This is a genomic window from Massilia litorea, assembly GCF_015101885.1.
Lineage (GTDB): Bacteria > Pseudomonadota > Gammaproteobacteria > Burkholderiales > Burkholderiaceae_D > Telluria > Telluria litorea.
The window spans coordinates 1,082,168-1,105,251 of record NZ_CP062941.1 but is presented as its reverse complement, the minus strand read 5'-3'; the positions used below and the strand labels follow the sequence as shown (position 1 = coordinate 1,105,251).

19 protein-coding genes and 2 pseudogenes are annotated in these 23,084 nt (G+C 67.4%); 7 read left to right on the top strand and 14 right to left on the bottom strand.

Translation table 11 applies throughout. The features are described 5' to 3' along the window. Positions 1-11: 11 nt before the first annotated feature. From LPB04_RS04910 to LPB04_RS04900, 4 genes and pseudogenes are all read right to left on the bottom strand, one after another. Positions 12-1,064 (bottom strand): glycosyltransferase family 9 protein, encoded by a 1,053-nt coding sequence (locus LPB04_RS04910; protein WP_227496620.1) that lies wholly within the window; start codon positions 1,062-1,064, stop codon positions 12-14. Between the two features lie 62 nt (positions 1,065-1,126). Beyond that, positions 1,127-1,576, bottom strand: a complete 450-nt coding sequence (locus LPB04_RS23965) for a N,N-dimethylformamidase beta subunit family domain-containing protein (RefSeq protein WP_227496619.1) — start codon at positions 1,574-1,576, stop codon at positions 1,127-1,129. Then, positions 1,552-2,484, bottom strand: a pseudogene (locus LPB04_RS24340) (N,N-dimethylformamidase beta subunit family domain-containing protein); the annotation flags it as partial. The pseudogene LPB04_RS24340 and the gene LPB04_RS23965, both read right to left, overlap by 25 nt. Next, the gene (locus LPB04_RS04900; protein ID WP_193687624.1) at positions 2,481-4,160 is read right to left on the bottom strand and encodes a carbamoyltransferase family protein; all 1,680 of its coding nucleotides are present in this window, start codon (positions 4,158-4,160) and stop codon (positions 2,481-2,483) included. The gene LPB04_RS04900 and the pseudogene LPB04_RS24340, both read right to left, overlap by 4 nt. A gap of 266 nt (positions 4,161-4,426) precedes the next feature. Here LPB04_RS04900 and nudC point away from each other — a divergent pair, with 266 nt between their 5' ends. Continuing rightward, positions 4,427-5,245 (top strand): NAD(+) diphosphatase, encoded by an 819-nt coding sequence (gene nudC, locus LPB04_RS04895; RefSeq protein ID WP_193687623.1) that lies wholly within the window; start codon positions 4,427-4,429, stop codon positions 5,243-5,245. Here nudC and LPB04_RS04890 read toward each other — a convergent pair. Next, positions 5,242-6,150: a hypothetical protein gene (locus tag LPB04_RS04890; protein ID WP_227496618.1), complete on the bottom strand. Its 909-nt coding sequence runs from the start codon at positions 6,148-6,150 to the stop codon at positions 5,242-5,244. The genes nudC and LPB04_RS04890 overlap by 4 nt on opposite strands. A gap of 145 nt (positions 6,151-6,295) precedes the next feature. Between LPB04_RS04890 and folE the strand changes: the two genes are divergently transcribed. The 3 genes and pseudogenes from folE to LPB04_RS04875 all read left to right on the top strand — a co-directional run bounded on the left by folE (position 6,296) and on the right by LPB04_RS04875 (position 8,058). Then, complete coding sequence (gene folE, locus LPB04_RS04885; RefSeq protein ID WP_193687622.1) at positions 6,296-6,862, top strand: GTP cyclohydrolase I FolE; 567 nt, start codon at positions 6,296-6,298, stop codon at positions 6,860-6,862. A 61-nt stretch (positions 6,863-6,923) separates the two neighbouring features. Then, a pseudogene (locus LPB04_RS04880) lies at positions 6,924-7,199 on the top strand (transposase); the annotation flags it as partial. 250 nt (positions 7,200-7,449) lie between these two features. Further along, entirely contained in the window at positions 7,450-8,058 is a 609-nt protein-coding gene (locus tag LPB04_RS04875; protein ID WP_193687620.1) for a phosphatase PAP2 family protein, read from the top strand. Between the two features lie 106 nt (positions 8,059-8,164). Here the strand turns inward: LPB04_RS04875 and LPB04_RS04870 are convergent, their stop codons facing one another. Next, positions 8,165-8,587 (bottom strand): hypothetical protein, encoded by a 423-nt coding sequence (locus LPB04_RS04870; RefSeq protein WP_227496617.1) that lies wholly within the window; start codon positions 8,585-8,587, stop codon positions 8,165-8,167. A 144-nt stretch (positions 8,588-8,731) separates the two neighbouring features. Here LPB04_RS04870 and LPB04_RS04865 point away from each other — a divergent pair, with 144 nt between their 5' ends. From LPB04_RS04865 to LPB04_RS04855, 3 genes are read left to right on the top strand one after another with little or no spacing between them, the layout of a single operon-like run. Beyond that, complete coding sequence (locus LPB04_RS04865; protein ID WP_193687619.1) at positions 8,732-9,331, top strand: (2Fe-2S)-binding protein; 600 nt, start codon at positions 8,732-8,734, stop codon at positions 9,329-9,331. Between the two features lie 9 nt (positions 9,332-9,340). After that, positions 9,341-10,327, top strand: a complete 987-nt coding sequence (locus LPB04_RS04860; protein WP_193687618.1) for an FAD binding domain-containing protein — start codon at positions 9,341-9,343, stop codon at positions 10,325-10,327. Beyond that, on the top strand, positions 10,324-12,528 hold the full coding sequence (locus LPB04_RS04855) for a xanthine dehydrogenase family protein molybdopterin-binding subunit (protein ID WP_193687617.1): 2,205 nt from the start codon (positions 10,324-10,326) through the stop codon (positions 12,526-12,528). The genes LPB04_RS04860 and LPB04_RS04855 overlap by 4 nt, the downstream gene beginning before the upstream one ends. Before the next feature lie 175 nt (positions 12,529-12,703). On the opposite strand, the gene LPB04_RS04850 is transcribed toward LPB04_RS04855, so the two are convergent. The 8 genes from LPB04_RS04850 to LPB04_RS04815 all read right to left on the bottom strand — a co-directional run bounded on the left by LPB04_RS04850 (position 12,704) and on the right by LPB04_RS04815 (position 22,972). Next, entirely contained in the window at positions 12,704-14,134 is a 1,431-nt protein-coding gene (locus LPB04_RS04850) for an efflux transporter outer membrane subunit (protein ID WP_193687616.1), read from the bottom strand. Then, on the bottom strand, positions 14,134-15,018 hold the full coding sequence (locus LPB04_RS04845; protein WP_193687615.1) for an efflux RND transporter periplasmic adaptor subunit: 885 nt from the start codon (positions 15,016-15,018) through the stop codon (positions 14,134-14,136). Before LPB04_RS04845 ends, LPB04_RS04850 begins: the two co-directional genes overlap by 1 nt. An 8-nt stretch (positions 15,019-15,026) precedes the next feature. Further along, a complete protein-coding gene (locus tag LPB04_RS04840; RefSeq protein WP_193687614.1) occupies positions 15,027-15,233 on the bottom strand; it encodes a DUF1656 domain-containing protein in 207 nt (68 codons plus the stop codon). Further along, entirely contained in the window at positions 15,230-17,290 is a 2,061-nt protein-coding gene (locus LPB04_RS04835; protein WP_193687613.1) for an FUSC family protein, read from the bottom strand. Before LPB04_RS04835 ends, LPB04_RS04840 begins: the two co-directional genes overlap by 4 nt. Next, entirely contained in the window at positions 17,287-17,754 is a 468-nt protein-coding gene (locus tag LPB04_RS04830) for a MarR family winged helix-turn-helix transcriptional regulator (protein WP_193687612.1), read from the bottom strand. The genes LPB04_RS04835 and LPB04_RS04830 overlap by 4 nt, the downstream gene beginning before the upstream one ends. A gap of 113 nt (positions 17,755-17,867) precedes the next feature. Then, a complete protein-coding gene (locus tag LPB04_RS04825) occupies positions 17,868-18,497 on the bottom strand; it encodes an HAD hydrolase-like protein (RefSeq protein ID WP_193687611.1) in 630 nt (209 codons plus the stop codon). A 40-nt stretch (positions 18,498-18,537) separates the two neighbouring features. Further along, positions 18,538-20,412, bottom strand: a complete 1,875-nt coding sequence (locus LPB04_RS04820) for an AI-2E family transporter (protein WP_193687610.1) — start codon at positions 20,410-20,412, stop codon at positions 18,538-18,540. A 103-nt stretch (positions 20,413-20,515) separates the two neighbouring features. Continuing rightward, positions 20,516-22,972 (bottom strand): hybrid sensor histidine kinase/response regulator, encoded by a 2,457-nt coding sequence (locus LPB04_RS04815; RefSeq protein ID WP_193687609.1) that lies wholly within the window; start codon positions 22,970-22,972, stop codon positions 20,516-20,518. Positions 22,973-23,084 lie beyond the last annotated feature (112 nt).

The window sequence follows — 23,084 nt, the reverse complement described above, 5'->3', positions numbered from 1 at the left end:
CTACGCAGGCTCTACCAGTAAGGCCACATTCCCGCGCGCCGTTGCCGGTTCGCGTCGGTCCCCGCGAGCAGGGCGCGGGCGTGCTGCAGGACGGCCGCCGAGCGCTGCGCGTCCGGGTCCCAGATGCAGCGGTGGCGGTCGCGGTCGAGCGGCGCCCAGCGTGCGATGTCGGCCTTGCTGAAGATGACCACGCTTTTCAGGCGCAGGCCGGCGGCGATGTGCGACACACCCGTGTCGTTGCAGACCAGCAGGCGGGCATTTTTCATCAGGGCCGCCATGGCGCCGATCGAAATCGGTGCGGCGGCGTTGATGGCGCGCGCCTGCATGTGACGGGCGACTTCGGCGGCCAGGTCGGCCTCCTCGCCCGATCCGGTCAGCACGACGCCGACGCCGAACTCGGCCGCGAGGCGATCGGCCACTTCCGCGAACCGTTGCGGCGGCCAGCATTTGTCGCGCTTGCGCGCGCCCGGGTGCACGCAGATGTAATTGCCGGGGACGAGGCCGGCGGCAATGCCGCTGGCCTCGAGCTCCTGCCGGTCTTCCTGCGCAACCGGGAATTCGAGGTAGTCTCCGGCCGCGCAGGCGCCGAGGCGCTCGAGCAGGCTCAGCAGGCGGTCCGGCTCGGCCCCGACTCCCGGATACGGGAACAGGACCGTATGCTCGGTCGCGACGCCCTCGCCCGCGCAGTAGCCGGCCATCGCCCCGGCACTGAAGCCGGCCACGATGTCGTTGGTGACGGCGCCGTTGCCGTGCAATTGCAGCGCCAGCGAGAAGCGGCGTGCGCCCAGGCCCGCATAGAAGGCAGTCAGCTCTTCGTGGCTTACCTCCTGCTCGGGCAGCAGCGGATGGCCGGGGAAGGGCACGAAGTCGTCGATGTAGTGGTGGAAGCGGCGCGCGAACTGGCGCGCCCAGGGCAGGCCGACGAGGGTGATGTGGGCCTTCGGCAGCGCGGCGCGCAATGCGCGCAGGGCCGGCACGGCGCACAGCATGTCGCCCAGGTGCAGCGCGCGAAACACGACGACGGATGCGATCTCGAGTTGGTGAAGGAGCGGACGCCGGGACACTGTTTCCTCCGTTGGTGAAAAACAGGATAGAGATGAGCGAGGGCGGCGCCGGCCGTACAAGGTCAATGCAGCAGCAGGCGGTCGAGGACGTTGCGGGTGATGCGCTCGACCTTGCCATCGCGCCCGTCGGCCAGCACTTGCGCCCAGTCGGTGGTGCCGGCCGAGAACACGGTGCCGCCGCGCTGGTACAGGCCGAGCGTCGCCGCATGGATGCCTTCGCCAGCCGCATGGCGTTCGCGCGGCGGCAATTCCTGCCAGCGGCGGTCGAGCGGGCAGGCGGCCAGCAACTGGTAGCCGGCGGGCGTGCCGCCGTCGTCGGCCCAGGCCGAGAGCGTGGCCTTGCCGCTGGCGCGATCGAAGCTGTCGAGCGGTGCGCCGTCGCATTCGTAGCCGGCCAGGGGCGGCCAGGTATCGGCGCCAAAGGCTTCGCGCGCGCCAGGCCGGTGCCTGCGAAGACCCAGTGTTCCGGCCGCTGGACGATGAAGCCGGTCGTCTCGCGTGCGCCGTCCCACCACCCGCCGCCGTGGCGATAGCTGACGCCGCCGAGCCAGTCCTCGGGCCGGCCGGCGCCGCTGGCGGGCCACCAGTGGTCGTAGGCGCCGCGCGGCCCGCCCTGGTGGCAGACCAGGGCCCGGTCGCCGTCGACCAGGTGCACGCGCCACCAGCACAGGTTGGCGGCGAACCAGGCCACGTTGCCGCCGGCGGCAATAAAATCCTCGACCGCGTCGCGCGTGGCCTCGGTCCAGTATTCGTCGTGCCCGGCCGCAACCAGCAGCCGGTAGCGCAGCGCCAGTTGCGGGTCCGCATGGAGGTCGAGGTCGGTGCAGAACTCCGGGGTATAGCCGCGGCGCGTGAGCCAGCGGATGAAGCGCGCGTCCCAGTGGGCGAAGGTCTGGCGCTGCGAGCTGGCGTCGTAGTGGTCGGGCGCGCCCCAGGTCGGTCCGCCGATGCCGCCGCCGGGCCGTCGCAGGGACACGCGGGCGCCGGGCGGGTCGAGCGAGCGCGGCGGATTGGCGTAGTAACAGCCGTTGCCGCTGAAGTTGTAGGCGTGGTAGGTGGCCAGCGGCAGTTTATACAGCATGCCGCCCTGGCGCCGGCCGCGCACGACGAACAGCGCCGCCGCCGATTCGAGGGCAAGAGAGAGCGGCAGCTGACGGTCGGCTTCCTCGAGGTGGGCGATGTAGACCGCCGAGGGCCAGTGGGCCGGCACCGGGAATTCGTAGGCCGGCCAGCCCCAGTCGTCGCCGGCGCTTCTCTCATGCGCTCTTTCTCCGGCTTGCCAGGACGAGCTGTGCAGCGCTTCGAAGCCGTCGCCCCAGCGATAGAAGTGCACGCGAAAGCGCCGGCTGTCGGTCGCCACGTGCAGCACGAGGCGCTCGCCGGGCAGGACGCTGGCGCGGGCGGGATAGGCGCGGATCATTCGGGCAGCTCCGGTTCGATGCGCTTGCGCACCAGGTAGGGCGGCATCGCCAGCGCGTGCAGCGGCATGCGCCGGAACGAGGCCAGCGCCTGGCCCGGTGTTTCGACGATCGGCTCGTCCTTGCCGTTGAAGGAGGTGTTGAGCAGGACCGGCACCCCGGTGCGCGCGTAAAACCCGGACAGCAGGGTGCGCAGCAGCGGGGCGCCCTCCGAAGGAACCGTTTGCAGGCGCGCGGTGCCGTCCACGTGCGTGATGGCCGGCACCGTGCTGGCACGCTCGGGGCGCACCGGTGCGGCGAACTGCATGAAGGGAGACGGGCCGGCCAGGTCGAAATACGCGTCCGCATGCTCTTCCAGCACGACCGGTGCGAGCGGCCGGAACCATTCGCGCTGTTTCACGCGGGCGTTGATCCAGTCGCGAATGGAACCGCGGCGCGGGTCGCCCAGGATGCTGCGGTGTCCGAGCGCGCGCGGGCCGAATTCGCTGCGTCCCTGGAACAGGGCCACGACCTTCTGCGCGCACAGCAGGTCGAGCATGCGCGCGCACAGGGCGTCGCGGCCGGGCAGGCGTTCGACCAGCAGGTCGGGCACGTCGGCCAGCGCGGCCTCGATCTCTTCCTGCCGCGGCGGCGGGCCGAGGTAGTCGTCGCGCCAGCGATAGTCGCAGGGCAGGCCCGCCAGTTCGGTCAGCCCGTACACGGCGCAGCCGAGCGCCGTGCCGGCGTCGCTCGGGGCCGGCGGGATGAACACATTTCCAAAAGGCGTTTCGCGCAGCAGGCGTTCGTTGGCCGAGCAGTTCAGGGCGGTGCCGCCGGCAAAGCACAGCTTAGTCAGGCCCGTTTGCGCGTGCAGCCAGCGCGCCAGCGCCAGCAGGGCGTCCTCGAAGGCGCGCTGGCCGGCCGCGGCCAGGTTGGCGCAATCGGAAAATTTGACGCCCGGCGCGCCGTAGCGAAAACGCGCGCGTTCGGCCAGCAGCGTGCGCCAGGGCGCGGGAATCGTGACCCGGTAGCCGTCGACTTCCAGCGGCGGCAGTTTGAGTGAAAGCGCATCGCCATGCGGCGCCAGCCCCATCACTTTGCCCTCGTTGCCTTCGCCGGGAAACAGCGCCTGGGTCAGTAAAAAATAAAACATGCCGAGGCCGACGAGGCGGCTGTCGTCGCGGTTCCACAGCTGCTTGCCGATGCAGGCGATGCGTTCGCGGTCCGCCGCATAAAACGAGGAGACTTCGCGCCAGTCGCCGGGCACCCCGGCCGCGCCGCTCCAGTGTTCGGTGAATTCGCTCGCCGGACTGCCCTGGCCGTCGACCACCATCACCGCCGCTTCGCGAAACGGCGACGGGTGGAACACGCTGTACAGGTGGGCGAGATGGTGCGAGATGCGCAGGCGCCGGCAGCCGGGCGCGAGGGTCAGTGCGGACGCCAGCTCTTCTTCGTAGGCGGGCAGGGAATCGATCTCGGCATCCGACGAAAAGCATTCGACCAGCACCTCGATCGGTCGCTCGAGCCCCGGCAAGGCGGGCCGGTAATGGTGCAGCACATCGCCCGGCTTGCCCCAGTGGTGCTTGTAACGGGTCAGCCTTTCCTTCTGGATCGCCCAGACCAGCTGCGAACCGTGCATCAGGCAGATGCTGGCATCCTGGGTGCGGTTAATGCCGAGCACGACGGGTGCATCGTTCATCGTCTTCTCCTGTCCTTGGCGCAGCGGCGGGGGCCGATTCGTCCATCTTTGAGCAGGATGAGCAGTGCTTAGTTCGGGCTTCCGTACGCGGCTGATGCAGGTCGGACCAGCAGCAGAAAACGGAAACTTGAAGGCCATATTGCGGTCTCAGGAAATATGGCAAGGTCAGCAGTAGGTCGGACGTCGGGATGCATGCGGCGGACGCGGCGGCGCCGGTCGGAGTATGATGGTCCACTACTTTATTGCGACCCGACCCGCGACCGACGATGCTGCACACGCCCCCGACCTTCACCCCGCTGATGGCGCCGCAGAGCCATCCGGACCCACTGACTTTCCTGTTCCACGGCGGACGCCTCCTGCTGCGCGAGCACGACCTCGCCTTGCCCGATGCAGCGCTGCTCGAGCGGCTCGGCGTCGATCCCGCCCACATCCAGCCGGTTGGATTGTTGGGCGAGCGCTATTGCCAGGCAGGGTGGATCGAACGGGAAGAGGTACCGGAGGGATATGCGTGGCGCAGCCTGCGCTCGCTGTTCGCCGATTTCGACGAGGCGATGCTGGGCCTGGCCGGGCGCGCGGCGCAGATCGCAGAATGGGCACGCACCCACCGCTTCTGCGGCGCCTGCGCCCATCCGATGACGCGCGTGGCGCACGAACGCAGTTTTAAATGCGGCAATTGCGGGCATCTTGCCTATCCGCGCATTTCGCCGGCGATGATGGTGTTGATCCGCAAGGGAGACAGCGTGCTGATGGCGATGCACGTGGCCTCGCCCGCCAAACGGTTTACGCCGCTGGCCGGTTTCCTGGAAGCGGGAGAGTCGATCGAGGAAGCGGTGCACCGCGAGGTGTACGAGGAAGTCGGGCTGCAGGTGACGAATTTACGCTATTTTGCCAGCCAGTCCTGGCCCTTCCCGCACTCGCTGATGATTGCTTTTACCGCCGATTACGCGGGCGGCGAGATCCGGGTCGATCCGACGGAAATCGCCGAGGCGCGCTGGTTCGGCCCGAATGATGAATGGCCGGAGCGCGTGCCGCACATCTCGGTTTCAAGTGTGCTGGTGGACGCGCACCGGCCGCCGGGCTGCTAGACCTCGTTCAGCAGGGCTGGCGTGGTGCGCACCTCGACCGCCGCCGGCGCCCTGGCGCTGGTCGCCACCTGCACCCGCACGCTGTCGTCCGGACGCGTCCCCGTGCTGCGCAATTGCGCCGCGCGCTGCAGCAGGTCGAACCAGAACGGCGCGCCGAACAGCGTGGTCGAGGCCGTCACTAGCCAGCCTGCCGCCTGCAGGGCGAATGCGGCGTCCAGCAGGGGCGGGAAACTCTGCCAGCCGATTGGCAGCGCCCACAGCTGGCGCAGGGTTTCGGCGTCGAGCGCGGCCGGGGCCGCGGTGATGTGGGCAGCCAGCTGCGGCTGCTGCCAGAGGGTGCGGAACAGGGCGATGCTGTCGATGTTGAACAGGATCGCCAGCAGCAGCGAGATCAGGAACGAGATCAGCAGCTGGCGCCGTTTATAGTTGCCCGACAGGCGCTGCATCGCATTGTCGAACCAGCCCGCCACCAGCAGCTGGAAACGCTCGAGGTCGCCGCCTGCGCGCGCATACAGACCCTGCAGGGCGCGCCGCACTTGCGGGTCGGACACGGCGTCGATATCGGCACCCAGGCGCGCGAAATTGCCGGGCACCTGCTGGATGCTGTCGATCAGCGCGATCGCGAAATAGCCCGGTTCAATGTAGGATGGCCGGGCCGCCATCGTGCGCTCGTCAAGCGCCTTGCCGTCGCTGTGCGGGTTGACCAGCGGGTGCGCATAGACCATCTGCGCCAGCATGGTGAAGCGCGGGTCGTTGAGCATGCTCTTGATGCCCGCGAGCAGGGTGTTGGCGCGCAGCCGGAACGCGGCCGCCAGCGCTTCCTGCACGGTGGCCACGATCAGCGCCACCGTGCCGTAACAAAACGTCAAACCGATTGCCAGTTCCAGTACAGAACTCCCGAACATAGGCCGCCTCCATGGGTGAAGTATCGGTTCACGCTAGCGCATCCCAATAGCGGATGAGTCTGGTTTGCTCAATAAACCGGCAGGCCCCGGCCGCCTCCGCCCATTTTCTATATACTGGCGGCAATCGTATTTTTAGGGTTCTCCCATGTCTGACAAAGAAGCATTCACCGAACACGACTGGCGCCGTTTGCTGACCAGCCTCGGTGAAGATCCGAACCGTCCGGGCCTCCATGAAACGCCTGCGCGCGTCGCCAAAGCCTGGAAGCACTGGACCTCGGGCTACGACCAGGATCCGGTGTCCGTATTGAAGGCCTTCGAGGATGGCGCCGAGCAGTACAACGAGCTGATCGTGGTACGCGGCATTCCCGTCTACAGCCATTGCGAGCACCATCTTGCCCCCTTCTTCGGCAAGGCGACCGTCGGGTATCTGCCGAATGGAAAAATCGTCGGCCTGTCGAAGCTGACCCGCCTGGTCGACATCTTCAGCAAACGCCTGCAGGTGCAGGAACGCATGACGATGCAGATCGCGAATGCGCTGATGGAAGTGCTGGAACCGAAGGCGGTCGGCGTCGTCGTGAAATGCCGTCACATGTGCATGGAAAGCCGCGGCATCCGTACCCAGGGCGAGGAAACGATCACGTCCTGCATGCTCGGAGAGTTGCAGCCGAACCTGGCACTGCGGACAGAATTCCTCGCCCTGGCCCGCGACTAAGGGCGACTGTCGGGAACCTGTTCCGGAACTTTCCCCTCAAAGCTAATTTGGGGAGACCGACATGGCCAGGCCCGCATTCCCCAGCGATATTGGGCGTGAGCAGTTTGATCTCGTGCGCGACATGCTCGAGGCGGCGCGCCGCAAGACGCGTCCGCGCAAGCACGATCTCTACGACGTCTACTGCGCGGTGCTGTATTTCCTGCATACAGGGGCCGCCTGGCGTAGCTTGCCGCGCGACTTCCCGCCCTGGCGCACCGTGCACGAGTATTTCACGCAGTGGACCATGCTGCGCGACGGCGAACGCACGCTGCTCGAACAGACGCTCGACAAGCTGGGTCGGGAGACGGAACTGGCGCAATTGCATCGCCTGCTGCGGCCGCGCTGACATCGATGTTCACACCGGATCGCCGACGCGTTTGTGCCACGGTTTAGCTAAAAAGTTCCGTCGCAGCGAGCGAGAGAACTGATCTTTATTAAACCTGCGTCCCCTGCGCGGGCGTCTTGTCACAATCTGTTGCGATTTTGAATCGTGCGCCTCGAATGGCTGAGCTAAGCTGGGGACATTGTTTTTCTTTCATCCCAGCGCCATGTTCGACTATCTCAACCAGTCCCTGTTTGCCCTGTTCAATGCCGCACCCGGCCTGTCGGGCTGGCGCCTGCACGGGGCGATCTTCGCCGCCGAATGGGTGATCATGGTCGTGCCTGTTGGCCTGGTGCTGATGTGGGCCAATGGCGCGCCGGGCCAGCGCGAAGCGGCCGTGCGCGCCCTGCTGGCGGCGGTAATTGCGCTGACGATCAGCAAACTCATCGGCCTGATGTGGTTCCATCCGCGGCCCTTCATGGCCGGAATCGGACACAGCTTCCTGCACCATGCGCCGGACAGTTCCTTCCCGAGCGACCACGCGACCAGCATGTTCTCGGTGGCCCTGGCATTGATGCTGAGCCAGCTGCGCGAAGTGCGCCGTTTCGGCCTGGCCCTGCTGGCGCTGGGCGTGGTCGTGGCCTGGGCGCGCGTCTTCCTCGGTGTGCACTGGCCGCTGGACATGATTGCCGCCTTCGTGGTGTCGGCCTTCGCCGCCCTCCTTGCCGACACCCGCGCCGGACAGGCCCTTGCGGCTGCGCTGGTAGCGATGATGCAGACGATCTATCGCAGGGTACTGGCTGCCCCGATAGCGCGCGGCTGGCTGCGCCCGTAGCACCTGACAAAATCCTCATGGCGGCGTTGCAGCGTCTCGCCGTACTAGCGTACTGTCTTCGCCGCTGCGCCTTGCCCTGAGAATTTTGTCAGGCGCTCCTGGTAAATCACTTTTTCGGGGCTTCCGGCTCCGCCTTCTCGAACACCAGCTTCCTGTTCTCGTCGAGGTGGAACAGGCCGAGCGGTTCCCCCGTCACCTGTTCCGGCGCTTCCAGTTCGCTGCATCCTTCGGTTTCGACGCGCCAGACCTGCTCGCCCGCGCGCAGGGTATAGACGTTCGCGCCGGATGCAAACAGTTCGATCTCCACGTCCGGCATCGGTAGCTTGCCCAGCGAAATGCGGCGCTGGCAATCGGGCATGCGCGAGGCGAGCAGGTCGAGCGTGATGTCCTTGTTCCAGAAGTATTCCTGCATCGCGCGCACGGTCAGCGCGTGCTGGTTGCCGTCGATGTAATAGGTGGCCGAGTCGTCGACACAGCCGGCGAGCAGCAGGGGAGCGAGCAGTGCAGGGAACAAATGAGTTTTACGCATGCATGGAGTCCAGGTTGCGGCGCGACAGTTGCCGCGCCGTGGGCAGTATAGAACGCGGCTTTCTCGCCGTGCAACTGTGCCGCAGCAGCGCTCTCCCGGACTCCCCGTTTTTTTGAATTCGGCCATGATGAACACGACATCCCGATGGCTGATCCTATCCAGACGAGCGAGAACATGCCGAACGACGACCCGAACCTCGTGGCGCAGCAGGTGGCGCCCCCATACGTGCCGGCCCAGCCGCTGACGCTGCGCATCAACGGCACCGAACACCAGATGATGATCGAACCGCGCGTCAGCCTGCTCGACGCCCTGCGCGAGCGGCTCGCCCTGACCGGCACCAAGAAGGGCTGCGACCGCGGCCAATGCGGCGCCTGCACCGTGCTGGTCGACGGCCAGCGCATCAATTCCTGCCTGACCCTGGCCGTGATGCACGACGGCCGCGAGATCACGACCGTGGAAGGCCTCGCCCAGGACGGCGCGCCGCATCCGGTGCAGGCCGCCTTCATGGAGCACGACGGCTTTCAATGCGGCTATTGCACGCCCGGCCAGATCTGCTCGACCGTCGCCCTGCTGCGCGAAATCGCCGAAGGGCAAGCGAGCAGCGTGACGCGCGGCGAACGGCCGGCCAGCCTGGACGTCGACGAGATCCGCGAGCGCATGAGCGGCAACCTGTGCCGTTGCGGTGCCTACCAGAACATCGTGGCGGCGATCCAGACCGCCGCCGCCGACGTTAACGGTAACTAAGGAGGCAGCGTGCATTCGATTTCCTACGAACGGGCGCGCGACGTCGCCCATGCCATCGAACTGGGCAGTATGTCCGGCAGCAAATTCATCGGCGGCGGGACGAACCTGCTGGATTTGTATAAAAGCGGGGTCGAGCGGCCGACGCGCCTGGTCGACGTCAGCCGGATCGCGCTGAACGCGATTGAACCATTGCCCGACGGGGGTGTGCGTATCGGCGCGATGGCCAGCAACACGGCAGCCGCAAATCACCCGCTGGTGCGCGGACCCTACCGCGTGCTGTCGGAAGCGATCCTGAACGGCGCCTCCGCCCAGTTGCGCAACATGGCGACCGTCGGCGGCAACCTGCTGCAGCGCACGCGCTGCTATTACTTCACCGATCCGGCCTTTAAACAGTGCAACAAGCGCGAACCGGGCAGCGGCTGCGCGGCGATCGACGGTTTCAACCGCATCCACGCCATCCTCGGCGCCAGCCCGGCCTGCATCGCCACCCATCCGTCCGACATGGCGGTCGCGCTGGTGGCGCTGGACGCCAGCGTGCGCCTGGCCGGCCCCGGCGGCGAACGCAGCGTGCCGGTCGCCGATTTTCATCGGCTCCCGGAAGACCAGCCGCAGTTCGACACCGTGATCGCACCGGGCGAATTGATCACGGCGGTCGACCTGCCGCCTGCTCCCTTCGCCGCGCGTTCGCACTACCTGAAAGTGCGCGACCGCGCCAGTTATGCCTTTGCCCTGGTGTCGGTGGCGGCCGCCCTCGACCTGCAGGACGGCGTCGTGTGCGACCTGCGCCTTGTGCTGGGCGGCGTCGCCCATAAACCCTGGCGCGCCGTCGAGGCGGAAGCGGCGCTGCGCGGCCGGGCATTGGACGAGGACGGCCTGACACGCGCCGCCGCCGCCGCCGTGGCCGGCGCCCGGCCGTTTCAACATAATGCATTCAAGGTCGAGCTGGCGCAGCGCGCGGTCCTGCGGGCGCTGCGCACGGCGGGAGGACTCGCATGACGATCATCGGCGCACCCATCAACCGCACCGACGGCTGGGCCAAGGTCAGCGGCAGCGCGCGTTATTCCGCCGAGCACCCTGTCGCCGGCCTGGCCCACGCTTATCTCGTGACCAGCACCATCCCGAGCGGACGCATCAAGCGCATCGCCCTCGACACCGAGGTGCCCGGCGTGCTGCTGGTCATGACCCACGAGAACGTCTTGCAACTGCCGCGCGAAACGAAAGCCGGCAAACTAGCTCCGCCGATCGGGCGGGTGCTCTCGCTGCTGCAGGATGCCGAGGTCCACTACAACAACCAGCCCGTTGCCGTCGTGGTGGCCGAGACCTTCGAGGCGGCGCGCGAGGCAGCCAGCCGTCTGCGCATCGAGTACGAAACATCACCGGCGCGGCTCGATTTCGAGGAAGCGAAACAGCATGTCCACCCGCCGGAAAAAGTGCTTACGCAGGACACCGACACCCGGCGCGGCAACCTGCAGGCAGGCATGTTATCGGGCAGCACCAGCATCGACCTCAGCTACCGGACGCCGGTCGAGCACCACAACCCGATCGAGCCGCATGCGACGATCGCCGCCTGGGACGGCGATCACCTGACCCTGTACGACTCGACCCAGTACATGAAGGGCGTGCAGCGCACGGTGGCAAGTACACTCGGCATCGCGCCGGACAACGTGACCGTGCTGTGTCCGTATGTGGGCGGGGGCTTCGGCTGCAAGGGCTCGGTCTGGTCGCACGTGGTGCTGGCCGCGATGGCGGCGAAGATGGTGGATCGTCCCGTCAAGCTCGTGCTCGACCGCACACACATGTTCGGGCCGGTGGGCCAGCGCCCCGTCACCGACCAGCGCATGCGCCTGGCCGCGATGTCGGACGGGCGCCTCACCGCGAGTGCCCACGACACGATTGCCTACACCTCGATGATCGAGGACTGGATCGAACCCTGCGGCCTGATGACGCGCATGATGTACGCGAGTCCGAACCAGGAAACGACGCACCGCCTGGCGCGCATGCATCTCGGCACGCCGACCTTCATGCGCGCGCCGGGCGAGGCCTCCGGCTCATTCGCGCTGGAATCCTCCATGGACGAGCTGGCCTACGAACTCGGCATCGACCCGCTGCAACTGCGCCTGCAAAATTACACGGAGCGCGATCCCGGCAAGGATTTGCCCTTCTCCAGCAAATCGCTGCGCCAGTGCTATGACATCGGTGCCGAGCGCTTCGGCTGGAGCGGGCGCAATCCGCAACCGCGCTCGATGCGCGCAGGCGACAAGCTGGTTGGATGGGGCATGGCGACGGCGACTTATCCGACCAATCGCTCCAAGGGCAAGGCCTCGGCCACGCTGCATCCCGACGGCAAGGCCGTGTTCCGCTCCAGTACGCAAGACCTCGGCACCGGCACCTATACCGTCATGACGCAGATCGCCGCCGATGCGCTGGGCGTGCCGGTCGAGCGCGTCAGTTTCGAGCTGGGCAATTCGCAGCTGCCGGAAGCGCCGGTGTCCGGCGGCTCGACGACGGTGGCCAGCGTCGGGCCGGCGGTGCAGGCGGCAGGCCACGCCCTGCGTCTGAAACTGGTCGGGATTGCGCTGGGGGACGAGCGTTCCCCCCTGTTCGGCGCGCTGGCCGACGAGGTCGACGCCCGCGATGGCGAGCTGTTCCTGCGCGCCGATCCGTCGAAGCGGGAAACGATGGCGGCGATCGTGGCGCGCCAGGCGGGCGGTCCGGTCGAGGTGGAGGCCGGCGCCGATCCGGGGGACGCCAGCAAGCACTATTCGATGCATGCCTTCGGTGCGGTATTCGTCGAAGTGCATGTCGACGAACTGCTGGGAGAAGTGCGGGTGCCGCGCGTGGTCGGCGTGTATGGCGTCGGCAAGCTGATGAACGCGAAGACCGGCCACAGCCAGCTGATGGGCGGTATTGTCGGCGGCCTCGGCATGGCCCTGTTCGAGGAAACGGTGTTTGATGCGCGCAACGGGCGTGCCGTGAACGGCAACCTGGCCGAATACCATGTGCCGGTGAATGCCGACATCGGCCGCATCGAGGTCGAGGTGATGGAAGAAGACGATCCCCACGTCAACCCGCTCGGCGCGAAAGGGATCGGAGAGATCGGCATCACCGGCGTGGCCGCGGCGGTGGCGAATGCCGTGTTCCATGCGACCGGCAAGCGGATTCGCAGCTTGCCGATTACGCTGGATAAATTGTTGTAGAGCGTAAGAGCGTGAGGCCGCGTGCTTGGCCTGAGTGCGCGGATGATCAACAGGTGTACCGCGTGGAGTCAGGACTCCACCCTACGGTCAGCTCGTTTCGTAGGGTGGAGTCCCGACTCCACGCGGTGCAGCAGCAACAAGCAAATAGCGCGTCATGCAAGTGCGCCACGTCGAGTTACTTGGCTGCTCCTTCCCAACCACCCCCCAGCGCCAGAAACAGCGTTACCTGGTCGCTCGCCAGCTTCGCGCTGGACGCCGCCACTGCCGCCTCGTTCGAGGCCAGCGTACGCTCGGCGTCGAGCGTGGTCAGAAAGTCGGTGCGGCCGAACCGATACAGTTTAGAAGCCTGACTGGATGCCAGCGCGCTCTGGTTGCGCGCCGCTTTCAACGCGGCGTGACGGTCGAGTTCGCGCGCATAGTTGCTCAGCGCCGTTTCCGTTTCGCGCAGCGCGTTCAGCACGACGCCGTCGAAGCGCGCCAGCGAGGCAGCGGTGCCCGCTTCGGCCTGGGCGATGTGCATGCGTGCCGTGCCGGTCGACGGCAGCGACCACGAGATCAGCGGACCCAGGCTGTAGCGCCAGGTATTGGCGTCGCCGAAGCCGGACAGGGCGCCCGTACTGCCGGCTGACAGGCCCAGGCTGATCTGCGGATACAGCTCGGCGGTCGCCACGCCGATGCGCGCCGTGCTGGCCGCAAGCAGGCGTTCGGCCTGGCGGATGTCGGGACGGCGGCGCAGCAGGGCGGCGCCATCGCCCACCGGAATGGCAGTAGCCAGCTGCGGCACCTTCTCGCACCCCGCCACCGCCTGCGGGAAGTGCGCGGGCGTTTCTCCCGTCAGCACGGCCAGCCGGTACAGGGCGCCGCGGCGCTGGGCCTCGAGCGGCGGTACGGCGGCGCGCAATTGTTCCAGCTGGCCGAGCGCGCGGCTGTTGTCGAGTGCGGTGCCGCGTCCGAGTTTCACGCGCTGGGCGGTGGAACGGACGAATCTGTCCTGCAAGGCCACCGACTGGCGCGCGATCGCGATCTGCTGGCCGTTTGAGCAGGCCTCGGCATAGGCGCGCGTCGTTTCCGCCGCCACCGTCACGCGCGCCAGGTCGCTGGCCGCCTGCGCGCTGTCCGAATCGGCATTCGCCGCCTCCACCGCGCGGGCGATTTTTCCAAATAAATCGAGCTGGTACGACACGCGCAGGCCGGCGTCGTAGCTGGCGTGGTCGGGCAGCGCGTGCGGTACGCCCATGGCGGCGCCCGAGGCGCGACCATAAGCGGGAGCAGCCGAGACGTCGACGCCGGGCCGGCCGAGCTGTTCGGCCTCCGTCACCACGGCCTGGGCGCGCGCCAGGTTGGCGGCCGCCACGCGCAGGTCGGTGTTGGCTGTAAACGCCTGGTCGATCAGGGCGTCGAGCGTGCTGTCACGGTACAGGCGCCACCACTGCCCGGGCAGCGGCTGCTGGCTGAATGGTTTTTCCGAGGCACCGATGAACGGTGCAGCGGCATCGGGCCGTTTGATGACGGCCTGCTCAGGCAGCTTGTAATTCGGGCCGACTACCGTGCCGCAGGCCGCCAGCAACAGCGGCAGCGCGGCCGAGGTAAGAGTGCGCGCGCGCATCACGACACCTTTTTCGGTGGCGCCGGCAACACCTGCACCGTCGCCGTCTGTCCCGCCACCAGGCGCACATTGTTCGGCACCGGATCGAGCGCCACGCGCACCGGAATGCGCTGGGCCAGGCGTACCCAGTTAAACGTCGGATTAATGTTCGGCAGCATGTTGGTGCCGGTCGTGCGGTCGCGGTCGGAGATACCCTCGGCAAAACTTTCGACATGGCCGGTCAGTTGCTGCTTCGCGCCCATCAGCGAGACGGCGACCGGATCGCCCAGGTGGATCGCCGCCAGTTTCGTTTCCTCGAAATAGCCCTCGACGTAGAACGAGCCGCGGTCGACCAGCGCCATCACCGGATGGCTGGCGCTCACGTACGCGCCGGCGCGCAGGTCCAGGTTCGTCACCGAGCCGCTGACCACCGACACCACGCGCGTGCGGTCCAGGTTCAGGCGCGCCGTATCACGGTTGACGACAGCTTGCGCCAGCGCCGCGCGTGCCTGTTCGACGCGAGATACGCCTTGTTCGCGTGCTTCCTGCGCCACCAGATCTCCCAGCTGGACGTTGCGGCGTGCCTCGCGCTCGGCTTGGCTGACGGCGACTTTGGCCGCGTCCTCGGCGGCTTCCGCCTGGCGCAGGGCCAGCTCGAAGCGGGCGCGGTCGACTTCGAACAGCAGGTCGCCGGCTTTTACCTGCTGGTTGTCGTGGACGTAGACCCTGGTCACCTGTCCCGTGACGTCGGGCGCGACCTGCACGACATAGGCCTTGATGCGGCCGTCGCGGGTCCAGGGTTCGATTTCATAGTGGCGCCACAACTGCCAGCCCGCATAGATGGCGCCGGCGGCGGCGAGGACGGTGATGCCGACCCGCGTGAATGCTTGAGGAGAGAATTTCATCTTTTTATTTAAAACCAGTTGGATCCAATAAAAACAAGGCTGCCGAGCACGATCACGAACAGCGAAAAATCGAACAGCGCCGGGTGCCACACGTGCTTATAAAAGCCGGTGCGCGCCAGCAGCTTGTTGCACAAACGCGAGACCACGTAGGCAAGCAAGGCCAGCAATAGCAGCGGCGGGAAATACATGCCGTAGAGGCTGACTTCGCCGATCATCGGATCTCCTTGTCGAAAAGCGGGAGTACTGCGGGTGAAGGTTCGTAGGGTGCTGCCGACGGGAACAGGTCGCGCCGGATGCCGGCCAGCGAGGCCAGCGCATCGCCGCGCGCAGTCGAGGCCTGGGCCGCGCTGACCGAGCGCAGGGCGTTGTCGATCGACACCAGCAGGCGCGCGTCCTCCACCGGGGCGCTGGCGGGGCGTGCCGCGAAATGTTGAGATAAATGTTCGAACAGGGCCCACAGCGCCGCCTGGCTGCGGCCGAGCTCGCTGCGTACGGACAGCAGTTGCGTCATGTTCAGGCCGATGCGCAGGTCGACCAGGGCGTCGCTCGCCTGTAAATCCTGCTGGGGGCCGGCCAGCGCCAGTCGCGGCGTCAGCAGGGCGATGCGATCGACCATGCGCGCGGAAAATTCCGCCAGCGAGGGCGCCTGGCGGCCGTCTCCTATCTTTGCCAATTCTCCCCAGCCCGCACGCAGCAGGCGGCGCGCGGTCCAGCCGGCGCCGACGCTGCGGAACACGCCGATCACCAGCACGGCCAGCGCCAGGCCGGCCAGTTGGGCCAGCGTCGAATTAATAAACGAGGCGGCGTCGGCCGTGTTCGTGTCCTGCAGGGCCAGCGTGCCGGCGATGCCGAACATGAAGGGCATCGCCTTGCCGAAGGTCGCCGGGCGCGCGATCAGCACGCCGAGCACCAGGAAGGCGGGGGCGCAGGCCAGCACCAGCATTTCGAAGCTGTGAATTGCAGGCAGCACCGCCAGCAGATAAAAGGCGGACAGGGGCACCGAATAAATGGTCCAGACCAGGAAGCCCTTAATGAATGGCACCGGGTCGTCCTGGGTCGCGAAGAAGCAGGACATCACCGCCGCCATCATCGGCACCGCGGCGCCCGAGGGCCAGCCGGTCAGGATCCAGAAGGCGCAGCCGGCCAAGGTGGCGATGACGGCGGCGGCCGCCGACACCAGGGCCATGCCGTGGTCCAGGTGCAGCGCCTGCGGCTTCACGTTGGCCAGATCGAAAGCCGCTTCCGGCAGCATGCCGGCCGTGCCGGCCCCGATATGGCGGCGCAGCGCGTGGGCGTCGACGCAGACGTCGACCAGCGCGCGCAGGCGGGCGGCCAGGTTAATCTGCAGCAGGTCGCCCCAGTCGGCATGGCGCTCGGCGGCGGGCGTCAGGGCGTCGATCGCGGTGCGCAGGGCGGCCGGCGTGCCGGGCGGCGCAGCATCGCGCCGGCTGCCGGTCCAGGCCGTGATCTCGGCCAGCACCGCGCGCCAGCGTGCATCGGAGACGCCCAGCCCGCGCAGGGCCTTCAAGCGGTCTTCGATCGAGGACAGCAGCGGCACCATGGCGGCCAGGCGTTCCTGCAGCGCGTGGATCGCGTTCGCGGTCCAGCGCAGGTGCGAAGTGTCGAACGGCAGGTGCACGGCCATCATGCGCAGTTCTGTGATGTCGCCGGCCAGCTTGCGGCGGTCGAGCGAGATGTTGGCGGCCTGCGTGGCCGGGGCCAGCGCATCGGCGATCCAGGCCTGGGCGTCGCGCAAGGCGTGGTCGAGGCGCGCCAGCAGCACCGGGCCGAAGCCCTGCGGGAAGAACAGCGAGTGCACGACGGTTGCGCAACTAATGCCGAGCAAAATTTCCTCGACCCGGGCCAGGGCGATGTCGAAGATGGTGCCGGGGTCGTTCACGGCCGGGAAGGCGATCAATCCGGCGGTATAGCCGGCCAGCATCAGCACATAGGAACGCGGCGTGCGGTCCAGCAGGGAAATGTACAGGCAGCCGCCGACCCACAGCGCCAGCACCAGCGACAGCAGTTCCGGGGAATTGGCGAACAGCGGCACCAGGATCACGGTAGCCAGCGCGCCCAGCAGCGTGCCGCCGAAGCGGAACACGGCCTTCGAGCGGGTGGGGCCGGCGAAGGGCGCTGCGACGATATACGCCGTCATCAGCGCCCAGAACGGACGCGGCAGTCCGATGCGCATCGCGAGATAAAGCGCGAGCATCGCTGCCGCGAAACTTTTAAGCGAGAACAGGGCCTCGTTTTTCGAGGGCAACTTCATCCCTGCTTGTCGCCGGTCGATTCCGCTTTGCCGATGCGGCATTGAATGCTGGTCAGCACGCGCAGACAGGTGTCGATGTCCGCCGGGTCGACACCGGCGAAGACGCTGCGGCGGAAGGGGATCAGCGCTTCTTCCATCTGGGCGGCGCGGGTCTTGCCGTCTTCGGTCAATTGCAGGATGCGCGCGCGGCGGTCTTGCGGGTCGTCATGACGTTCGACCAGGCCGCTGTCGATCAGCAGGTCGATCACGCGCACCAGGGACGACGGCTCCAGGCCGAGGGCGTCGGCCAGCATGCCGGGGCGTACGCCGTCCTGGCCCAGGCGTCCCAGGATCAGCACCGGGAGCGCGGTCGCCTGCGACAGGCTGTACTGCGACGCCACCTTGTCCGCCATCGATTTGTAGGCGCGCGAAGCCTGCGTCATGGCGGCGGTGAGCTGGATCAGGGTCTGGTCGAAGGCGTCCATGGGATGCGGAATTTAATTTGATTATGAAAGTTTAGCATGCGAAGTAAATTCTTGCAGGAAGGGGCATGCGGCTTGTCAGCCGATGAGCGGCGTCGGCGCCGCGCTTGTGTCGGTTACAGCGTGGGAATTGCCGCCAGCGAAGCGGGCAGGTCGAACTCGTGTTCGGGCGCGACCTTGCGCAGCGCCTCGATCGGGGCGTAGCCCCAGTGCACGGCTGCAAAGGCGACGCCGGCGCGGCGCGCGGCGTCGGCATCGGTGGTCTGGTCGCCGATGTACAGGGCCGAGTCGGGCGCCATGGCGGCGCGCTTTAACACCTTGCGGATGCGTGCGGTCTTCCCAAAAATCGACATGCCGCATTCGTACTGGCTGATCAGGGGAGACAGTTCCGGCCCCAGCACCTGCCGCACGTTGTCCTCGGCGTTCGAGGAGACGATGGTCAATTTGACGTTGTCGCGCGCGAGCGCGCGCAGGACATGATCGACCTGCGGAAACAGGCGCACCTGTCCCGCATTTTCGCGCATCAGGGTCTTGAAGCTGGCGGCGGCCAGCGGCAGCTTCCAGGCCGGCATGCCGACCTCGCGCATCATCTCGCGCGTGCCATAGTGGCGCAGGCGCTCGACGTGGGCATGGTCGATGCGGCGAAAGCCGTGCTCGTCAGCGATCCGGTTGAAAACGCTGAGGAAGAACGGAAACGAATCGGCAAGGGTGCCGTCGAAATCGAAAATGGCGAGGCGGTAGCGCATGGCGCCTACATGATACACAGGCTGGGTTATCGACGGGCGTTCAGGCCTGGCCCACGCGCTCCGGCACCACGAAGGCCAGGCTTTCCTCGAACGAACGCAGCACCATGTCGACGTGCTCCTGCACCACCGTCTGGTTCGCAGCCGTCTCGCCAAAAGGCAGGCGGATCGTCACCAACAAGGCGTTCGGCAGGCCGGCGCGCAGTTCGTCGGCCACGCGCTGCCACTGCTCCAGCATGGATTCGACCGGGTAGATCAGGAACACGGTCGAGATCAGGTCGGCCTTGTCCGGTCCCGGATTGTCCTGGTCGGCGCCGATGACCACGCTGCGCGCATCGACGTCGAGTTCGCGCAGGGCGCGTACCAGCAGCTCCGTCAGCAGGTCGTCGCGCTCGGTGCCGAGGCCGGCGCAGAGCACGATCGAGTGCGAAGGCACGTCGAGCGAACCCTGCCAGCGGCCGAGGCGTTCCTCGCGCATCTTGCGCAGGTGGGCGCCGACGTTGGCGTCGAGCAGGGAGACGCGGCCCTTGCGCCGGCGGTTGCGCGGCACTTCCTTCGACACCGGCGTCAGCGTCGCGGCGACGTCGGCGATGGTGGTGCGCAGATGCGCCGCCTGCGCGGTCTCGAGCTGGCCGGCACGCTGTTCGGCGGCGGCCAGCGCGATCCCGGGCAGCAGGATCTGGTCGCAATAGCGCGCGAAGCTGTGGCGGTCGAGATAGCTGCGCGCATCGAGGATGATGTTGTAGGTCTCGCCGGCCAGCACGCGCTGGTAAAAACGCTGGGCCACGTTCACGTCCGGCACGTCGCCCAGCAGGATCGTTACCGGTTCCAGCGCGCGCACATGGCGCCCGGCCACGACCAGGCAGAGCGTGAGGGGCGTGGACAGCAGCAGCCCCACCGGCCCCCACATCGCGCCCCAGAACAGGGCCGAGACGATCACGGCCAGCGGCGACAGGCCCGAGCTGTGCCCGTACACCTTGGGCTCGACCACGTTCGCCACGAACAGCTCGAGCGCGACGAATATCGCCAGGCAGGACAGCGCCATCGTCCAGCCCGGGTCGATGGCGGCGACGAACACGGCGATCAGCACGCCCGCCACCATGATGCCGAGGTAGGGCACGAAGCGCAGCAGGCCTGACAAGGCGCCCCACAGCGCCGCATGCGGCACGCCGAAGGCCCACAGCAGGCCGCCGATCAGGGCGCCGAAGGTGAGATTGACGACGAACTGCGACAGGAAAAAGCGCGAAACGCCGCGCGTCGCATCGGACAGGGCGCGCACCGTGCGGCTGATCTCGGCCTGGCCGGCCAGGCGGATCACGCGGTCGCGCAGGGATTCGTGTTCGAGCAGGATAAACACCAGCAGCACCAGCACCAGGCCCGCTTCGCCGATCGGCCCCCAAGCCAGGGAAAACAGGCGCGCCAGGGTGTCGCGGGTGGTGGCGCGCGGCGCGCGGATCTCGACCGGCAGCGGCTGGTTCGCGCTGGTGGTGAGCGTTCCGCGCCGCACCGTGACCGGCGGCGGCGGCGCCACGGGAGACTGCGGCGCCACCGCACTGAGTTCGGCTTCCAGGCGCGCGAACGGGCGTTCCGTCAGCTCGCGCACGCGTTCGATTTTGGAACGGATCGCGGCCCGGTATTCGGGCAGGTCGCGCGTGACCGCCACCAGCTGAAAGGCGAGGATGGTGCCGATGCCGATCACGCAGGTCCCCGCCAGCAGCACCGAGACCAGTGTCGCCGGCAGGCGCGGCAGGCCGACGCGGCGCATCGACCGGATCAGCGGCGCCAGCACCAGGCTCAATACGGTCGCCAGCGCCAGCGGCTCGAGCACGTCGCGCCCGAAATACAGCAGGCCCAGGATGCAGGCGACGGTGACGACCGAACTGGCGGTGAGATTGTTGAACAGGCTTGATTCGCGCATCGGGGGCAGTGCTGTGCGTGGATGGTCGTGGATGGACGCCGGCTTAGCATTCACCAGCGCCAGCAGTCTAGCACCAATGGCAACCCGGCAGTTCGTCCGGCCTTCAGGAAGCGCCTTGCCCCTCGAGCGCCGCCAGCAGGCGCGCCGCCTCGACCGGTTTCACGAAGTGGCGGTCGAAGCCGGCCTGGCGCGAAGACTCGCGGTCGCTCGACTGGCCGTAGCCGGTCAGCGCCACATACAGCGCGCCCGCCAGCGCCGGCTCGGCACGCAGCCGGCGCGCCAGTTCGTGGCCGTCGATCAGCGGCATGCCGATGTCGAGGATGAACACGTCCGGCGGAGAAGCCAGCGCCGCCCCGACCGCGTCGCGCGGGTCGTTGATGGTCTGCACCCGGTGCCCGGCCGCGTCCAGCAGCACCGACAGGGTCGCGGCGGCGTCGACGTTGTCGTCGACCAGCATGATGCGCAGCGCACGGTCCGATGCGGTGAAGGCCGGCGCCGCCTCGGCCGTGGGACGCGGCAGCTGGCCGGCCGCCGGCAGTTCCACCGTAAACGTGCTGCCCTGGCCGGGGCCGGCGCTGCGCACGCCGACCTGGCCGCCGTGCATGGCGACGATGTTCTTGACCAGCGCCAGCCCCAGGCCGAGACCGCCCTGGGCCCGGTCCGGCGTGCGCTTGCCCTGCACGAACAGGTCGAAGATGTGCGGCAGCAGCGCCGGCTCGATGCCGTTGCCGTTGTCGGTCACCGCGATGCGCACCACGCCATTATTCACCTCCAGCGCCAGCGTGATGTGGCCGCCGGCCGGCGTGTACTTGGCCGTATTCGCCAGCAGGTTGGCCGTCACCTGGATCAGGCGCGCGCGGTCGCCCAGCACGCTCGCCGGGGCCGATCCCAGCTGCAGCGCCAGCGTATGCCTGCCGGCTTCGACCAGCGGGTGCGCCTGTTCGGCGGCGCTGGTAACGACGGCTTTCACGTCGACCGGCGCCTTCTCCAGCTGCACCATGCCGCGCGTGACGCGCGAGACGTCAAGTAAATCGTTGACCAGGGTCGTCATGTGGCTGACCTGGCGCGAGATCACTTCGCTGTACTGCCGTACTTTATCCGCGTTGTTCGGCACCAGGCGCAGCACCTGGGCTGCGGCGCTGATCGGCGCCAGCGGGTTGCGCAGCTCGTGCGCCAGCATCGCCAGGAACTCGTCCTTTCGGTGGTTGGCCGCCTGCAGCGCTTCTTCGGTCAGTTTGGCTGCGTGGATGTCGGTGTCGGTGCCGAGCCATTTGACGATCTCGCCGCTCTCGCTGCGCAGCGCCAGCGCGCGCGCCAGGATCCAGCGGTACTCGCCGCTGTGGTGGCGCAGGCGGTAGGTGGCCTCGTAGGGTGCGCCGCTGGCGATGCTGTGCACCCAGCGCGCGTGGCCGGCCTCCCTGTCGTCGGGATGCAGCAGGTCCTCGGCCCAGCTCGTGCCTCCGGCCGCGCTGGCGGGCAAGCCGACGAAGTCGTAGAAGCGCTCGTTGTGGTAATCGATGCTGCCGTCGGGGAGCGCGGTCCACACCATCTGCGGCATCGCATTGGTGATGGTGCGAAAACGCAGTTCGCTGTCGCGCAGGTCTTCCTCGAAGCGCTTGCGCTCGGTAACGTCGCGCGTGGTGCCGGCGACCGCCTCGACTTCGCCGTCGGGCCCGAGGATGGGCACGAAAATGTAGTCATAAATGCGCCGCCCGAAGGTGCCGTTGAAGGGCACCTCGCCGCGGATCGGCGCCCTGGTCGCCTTCACCTCTTCGATCTCGCGGTCGTGCATGGCTGCGTGCCAGGGCTCGTAGCCCAGTTCCCAGCAGGTCTTGCCGACCGCTTCCTCGAAGGTCTTGCCCCACATCTGCAGCAGCACGGCGTTCGCATAGGTGAACCGGTGCTCGAGGTCGAACACGTAGACGAGATCGGGCGTATTCGACAGCACCGTCTCGTACAGGCGCCGGCGGCGTTCGGATGCGTCGGCCATGGAAGCGAGCTCGCGTTCGGCGTCCTGGTGGCGCGTCCGGTTTTCCTGTTCGCGCAGGTGACGTTCGGTCAGCAGCGCGAGCAGGTCGGTGAAATAGCCGATTTCGCCGACCAGCAGCGCGTCCGGAGCACTTTGCTTCGCATGAAAGACGGCGAGCGTGCCCAGGATCTTGCCACCCGGGGAATGCAGGGGAAAGGACCAGCACGAGCGGATGCCATGGGCCTCGGCCAGGGGCAGCCAGGGCTGCATCGAGGCTTCCTCACGCAGGTCCTCGACGATGAGGATCTGGCCCGCGTGGGCGGCGCGGCCGCAGGGCGGGCCCGCAGGATCGACCGGCAGTGTCGCCAGCGCCGCCGTCAGCTGCGGCGGTAGCCCTGTCGCAGCCGCGAGGCACAGCTGGTTCGCCGGCTCGTCCATCAGGTAGACCGCGGCCCAGCTGTCTTCGTTGATCAGGCGGCGCGCCTCGTCGAGCAGGCTTTGCAGGATGACGTCGTACGGGGCGCCGCGGACGGCATCGGACAAGACGTGCTTCAAACCGCCGAAATTCAAGCCTGCATCTGTGGACTTCATCGTACGCGCCGGGCAAGGGAAAGGGCTCGATTTTAGCTCAGGGGTGACGCCTGCGCGCCCCGCTTTTCAATAGTGTGTTTGCTTCCCATGAACAGCCTTACAATCTTGTCAT

Bases quoted from the DNA above. Each gene is read 5' to 3' on its own strand.
- LPB04_RS04890 (WP_227496618.1), bottom strand. From the start codon at position 6,150: ATGTTCGGGAGTTCTGTACTGGAACTGGCAATCGGTTTGACGTTTTGT.
- LPB04_RS04815 (WP_193687609.1), bottom strand. From the start codon at position 22,972: ATGAAGTCCACAGATGCAGGCTTGAATTTCGGCGGTTTGAAGCACGTC.
- LPB04_RS04840 (WP_193687614.1), bottom strand. From the start codon at position 15,233: ATGATCGGCGAAGTCAGCCTCTACGGCATGTATTTCCCGCCGCTGCTA.
- LPB04_RS04875 (WP_193687620.1), top strand. From the start codon at position 7,450: ATGTTCGACTATCTCAACCAGTCCCTGTTTGCCCTGTTCAATGCCGCA.
- LPB04_RS04820 (WP_193687610.1), bottom strand. From the start codon at position 20,412: ATGCGCGAATCAAGCCTGTTCAACAATCTCACCGCCAGTTCGGTCGTC.
- LPB04_RS04850 (WP_193687616.1), bottom strand. From the start codon at position 14,134: ATGCGCGCGCGCACTCTTACCTCGGCCGCGCTGCCGCTGTTGCTGGCG.
- LPB04_RS04830 (WP_193687612.1), bottom strand. From the start codon at position 17,754: ATGGACGCCTTCGACCAGACCCTGATCCAGCTCACCGCCGCCATGACG.
- folE (WP_193687622.1), top strand. From the start codon at position 6,296: ATGTCTGACAAAGAAGCATTCACCGAACACGACTGGCGCCGTTTGCTG.
- LPB04_RS04845 (WP_193687615.1), bottom strand. From the start codon at position 15,018: ATGAAATTCTCTCCTCAAGCATTCACGCGGGTCGGCATCACCGTCCTC.
- LPB04_RS04855 (WP_193687617.1), top strand. From the start codon at position 10,324: ATGACGATCATCGGCGCACCCATCAACCGCACCGACGGCTGGGCCAAG.
- nudC (WP_193687623.1), top strand. From the start codon at position 4,427: ATGCTGCACACGCCCCCGACCTTCACCCCGCTGATGGCGCCGCAGAGC.
- LPB04_RS04865 (WP_193687619.1), top strand. From the start codon at position 8,732: ATGGCTGATCCTATCCAGACGAGCGAGAACATGCCGAACGACGACCCG.
- LPB04_RS04870 (WP_227496617.1), bottom strand. From the start codon at position 8,587: ATGCGTAAAACTCATTTGTTCCCTGCACTGCTCGCTCCCCTGCTGCTC.
- LPB04_RS04900 (WP_193687624.1), bottom strand. From the start codon at position 4,160: ATGAACGATGCACCCGTCGTGCTCGGCATTAACCGCACCCAGGATGCC.
- LPB04_RS04835 (WP_193687613.1), bottom strand. From the start codon at position 17,290: ATGAAGTTGCCCTCGAAAAACGAGGCCCTGTTCTCGCTTAAAAGTTTC.
- LPB04_RS04825 (WP_193687611.1), bottom strand. From the start codon at position 18,497: ATGCGCTACCGCCTCGCCATTTTCGATTTCGACGGCACCCTTGCCGAT.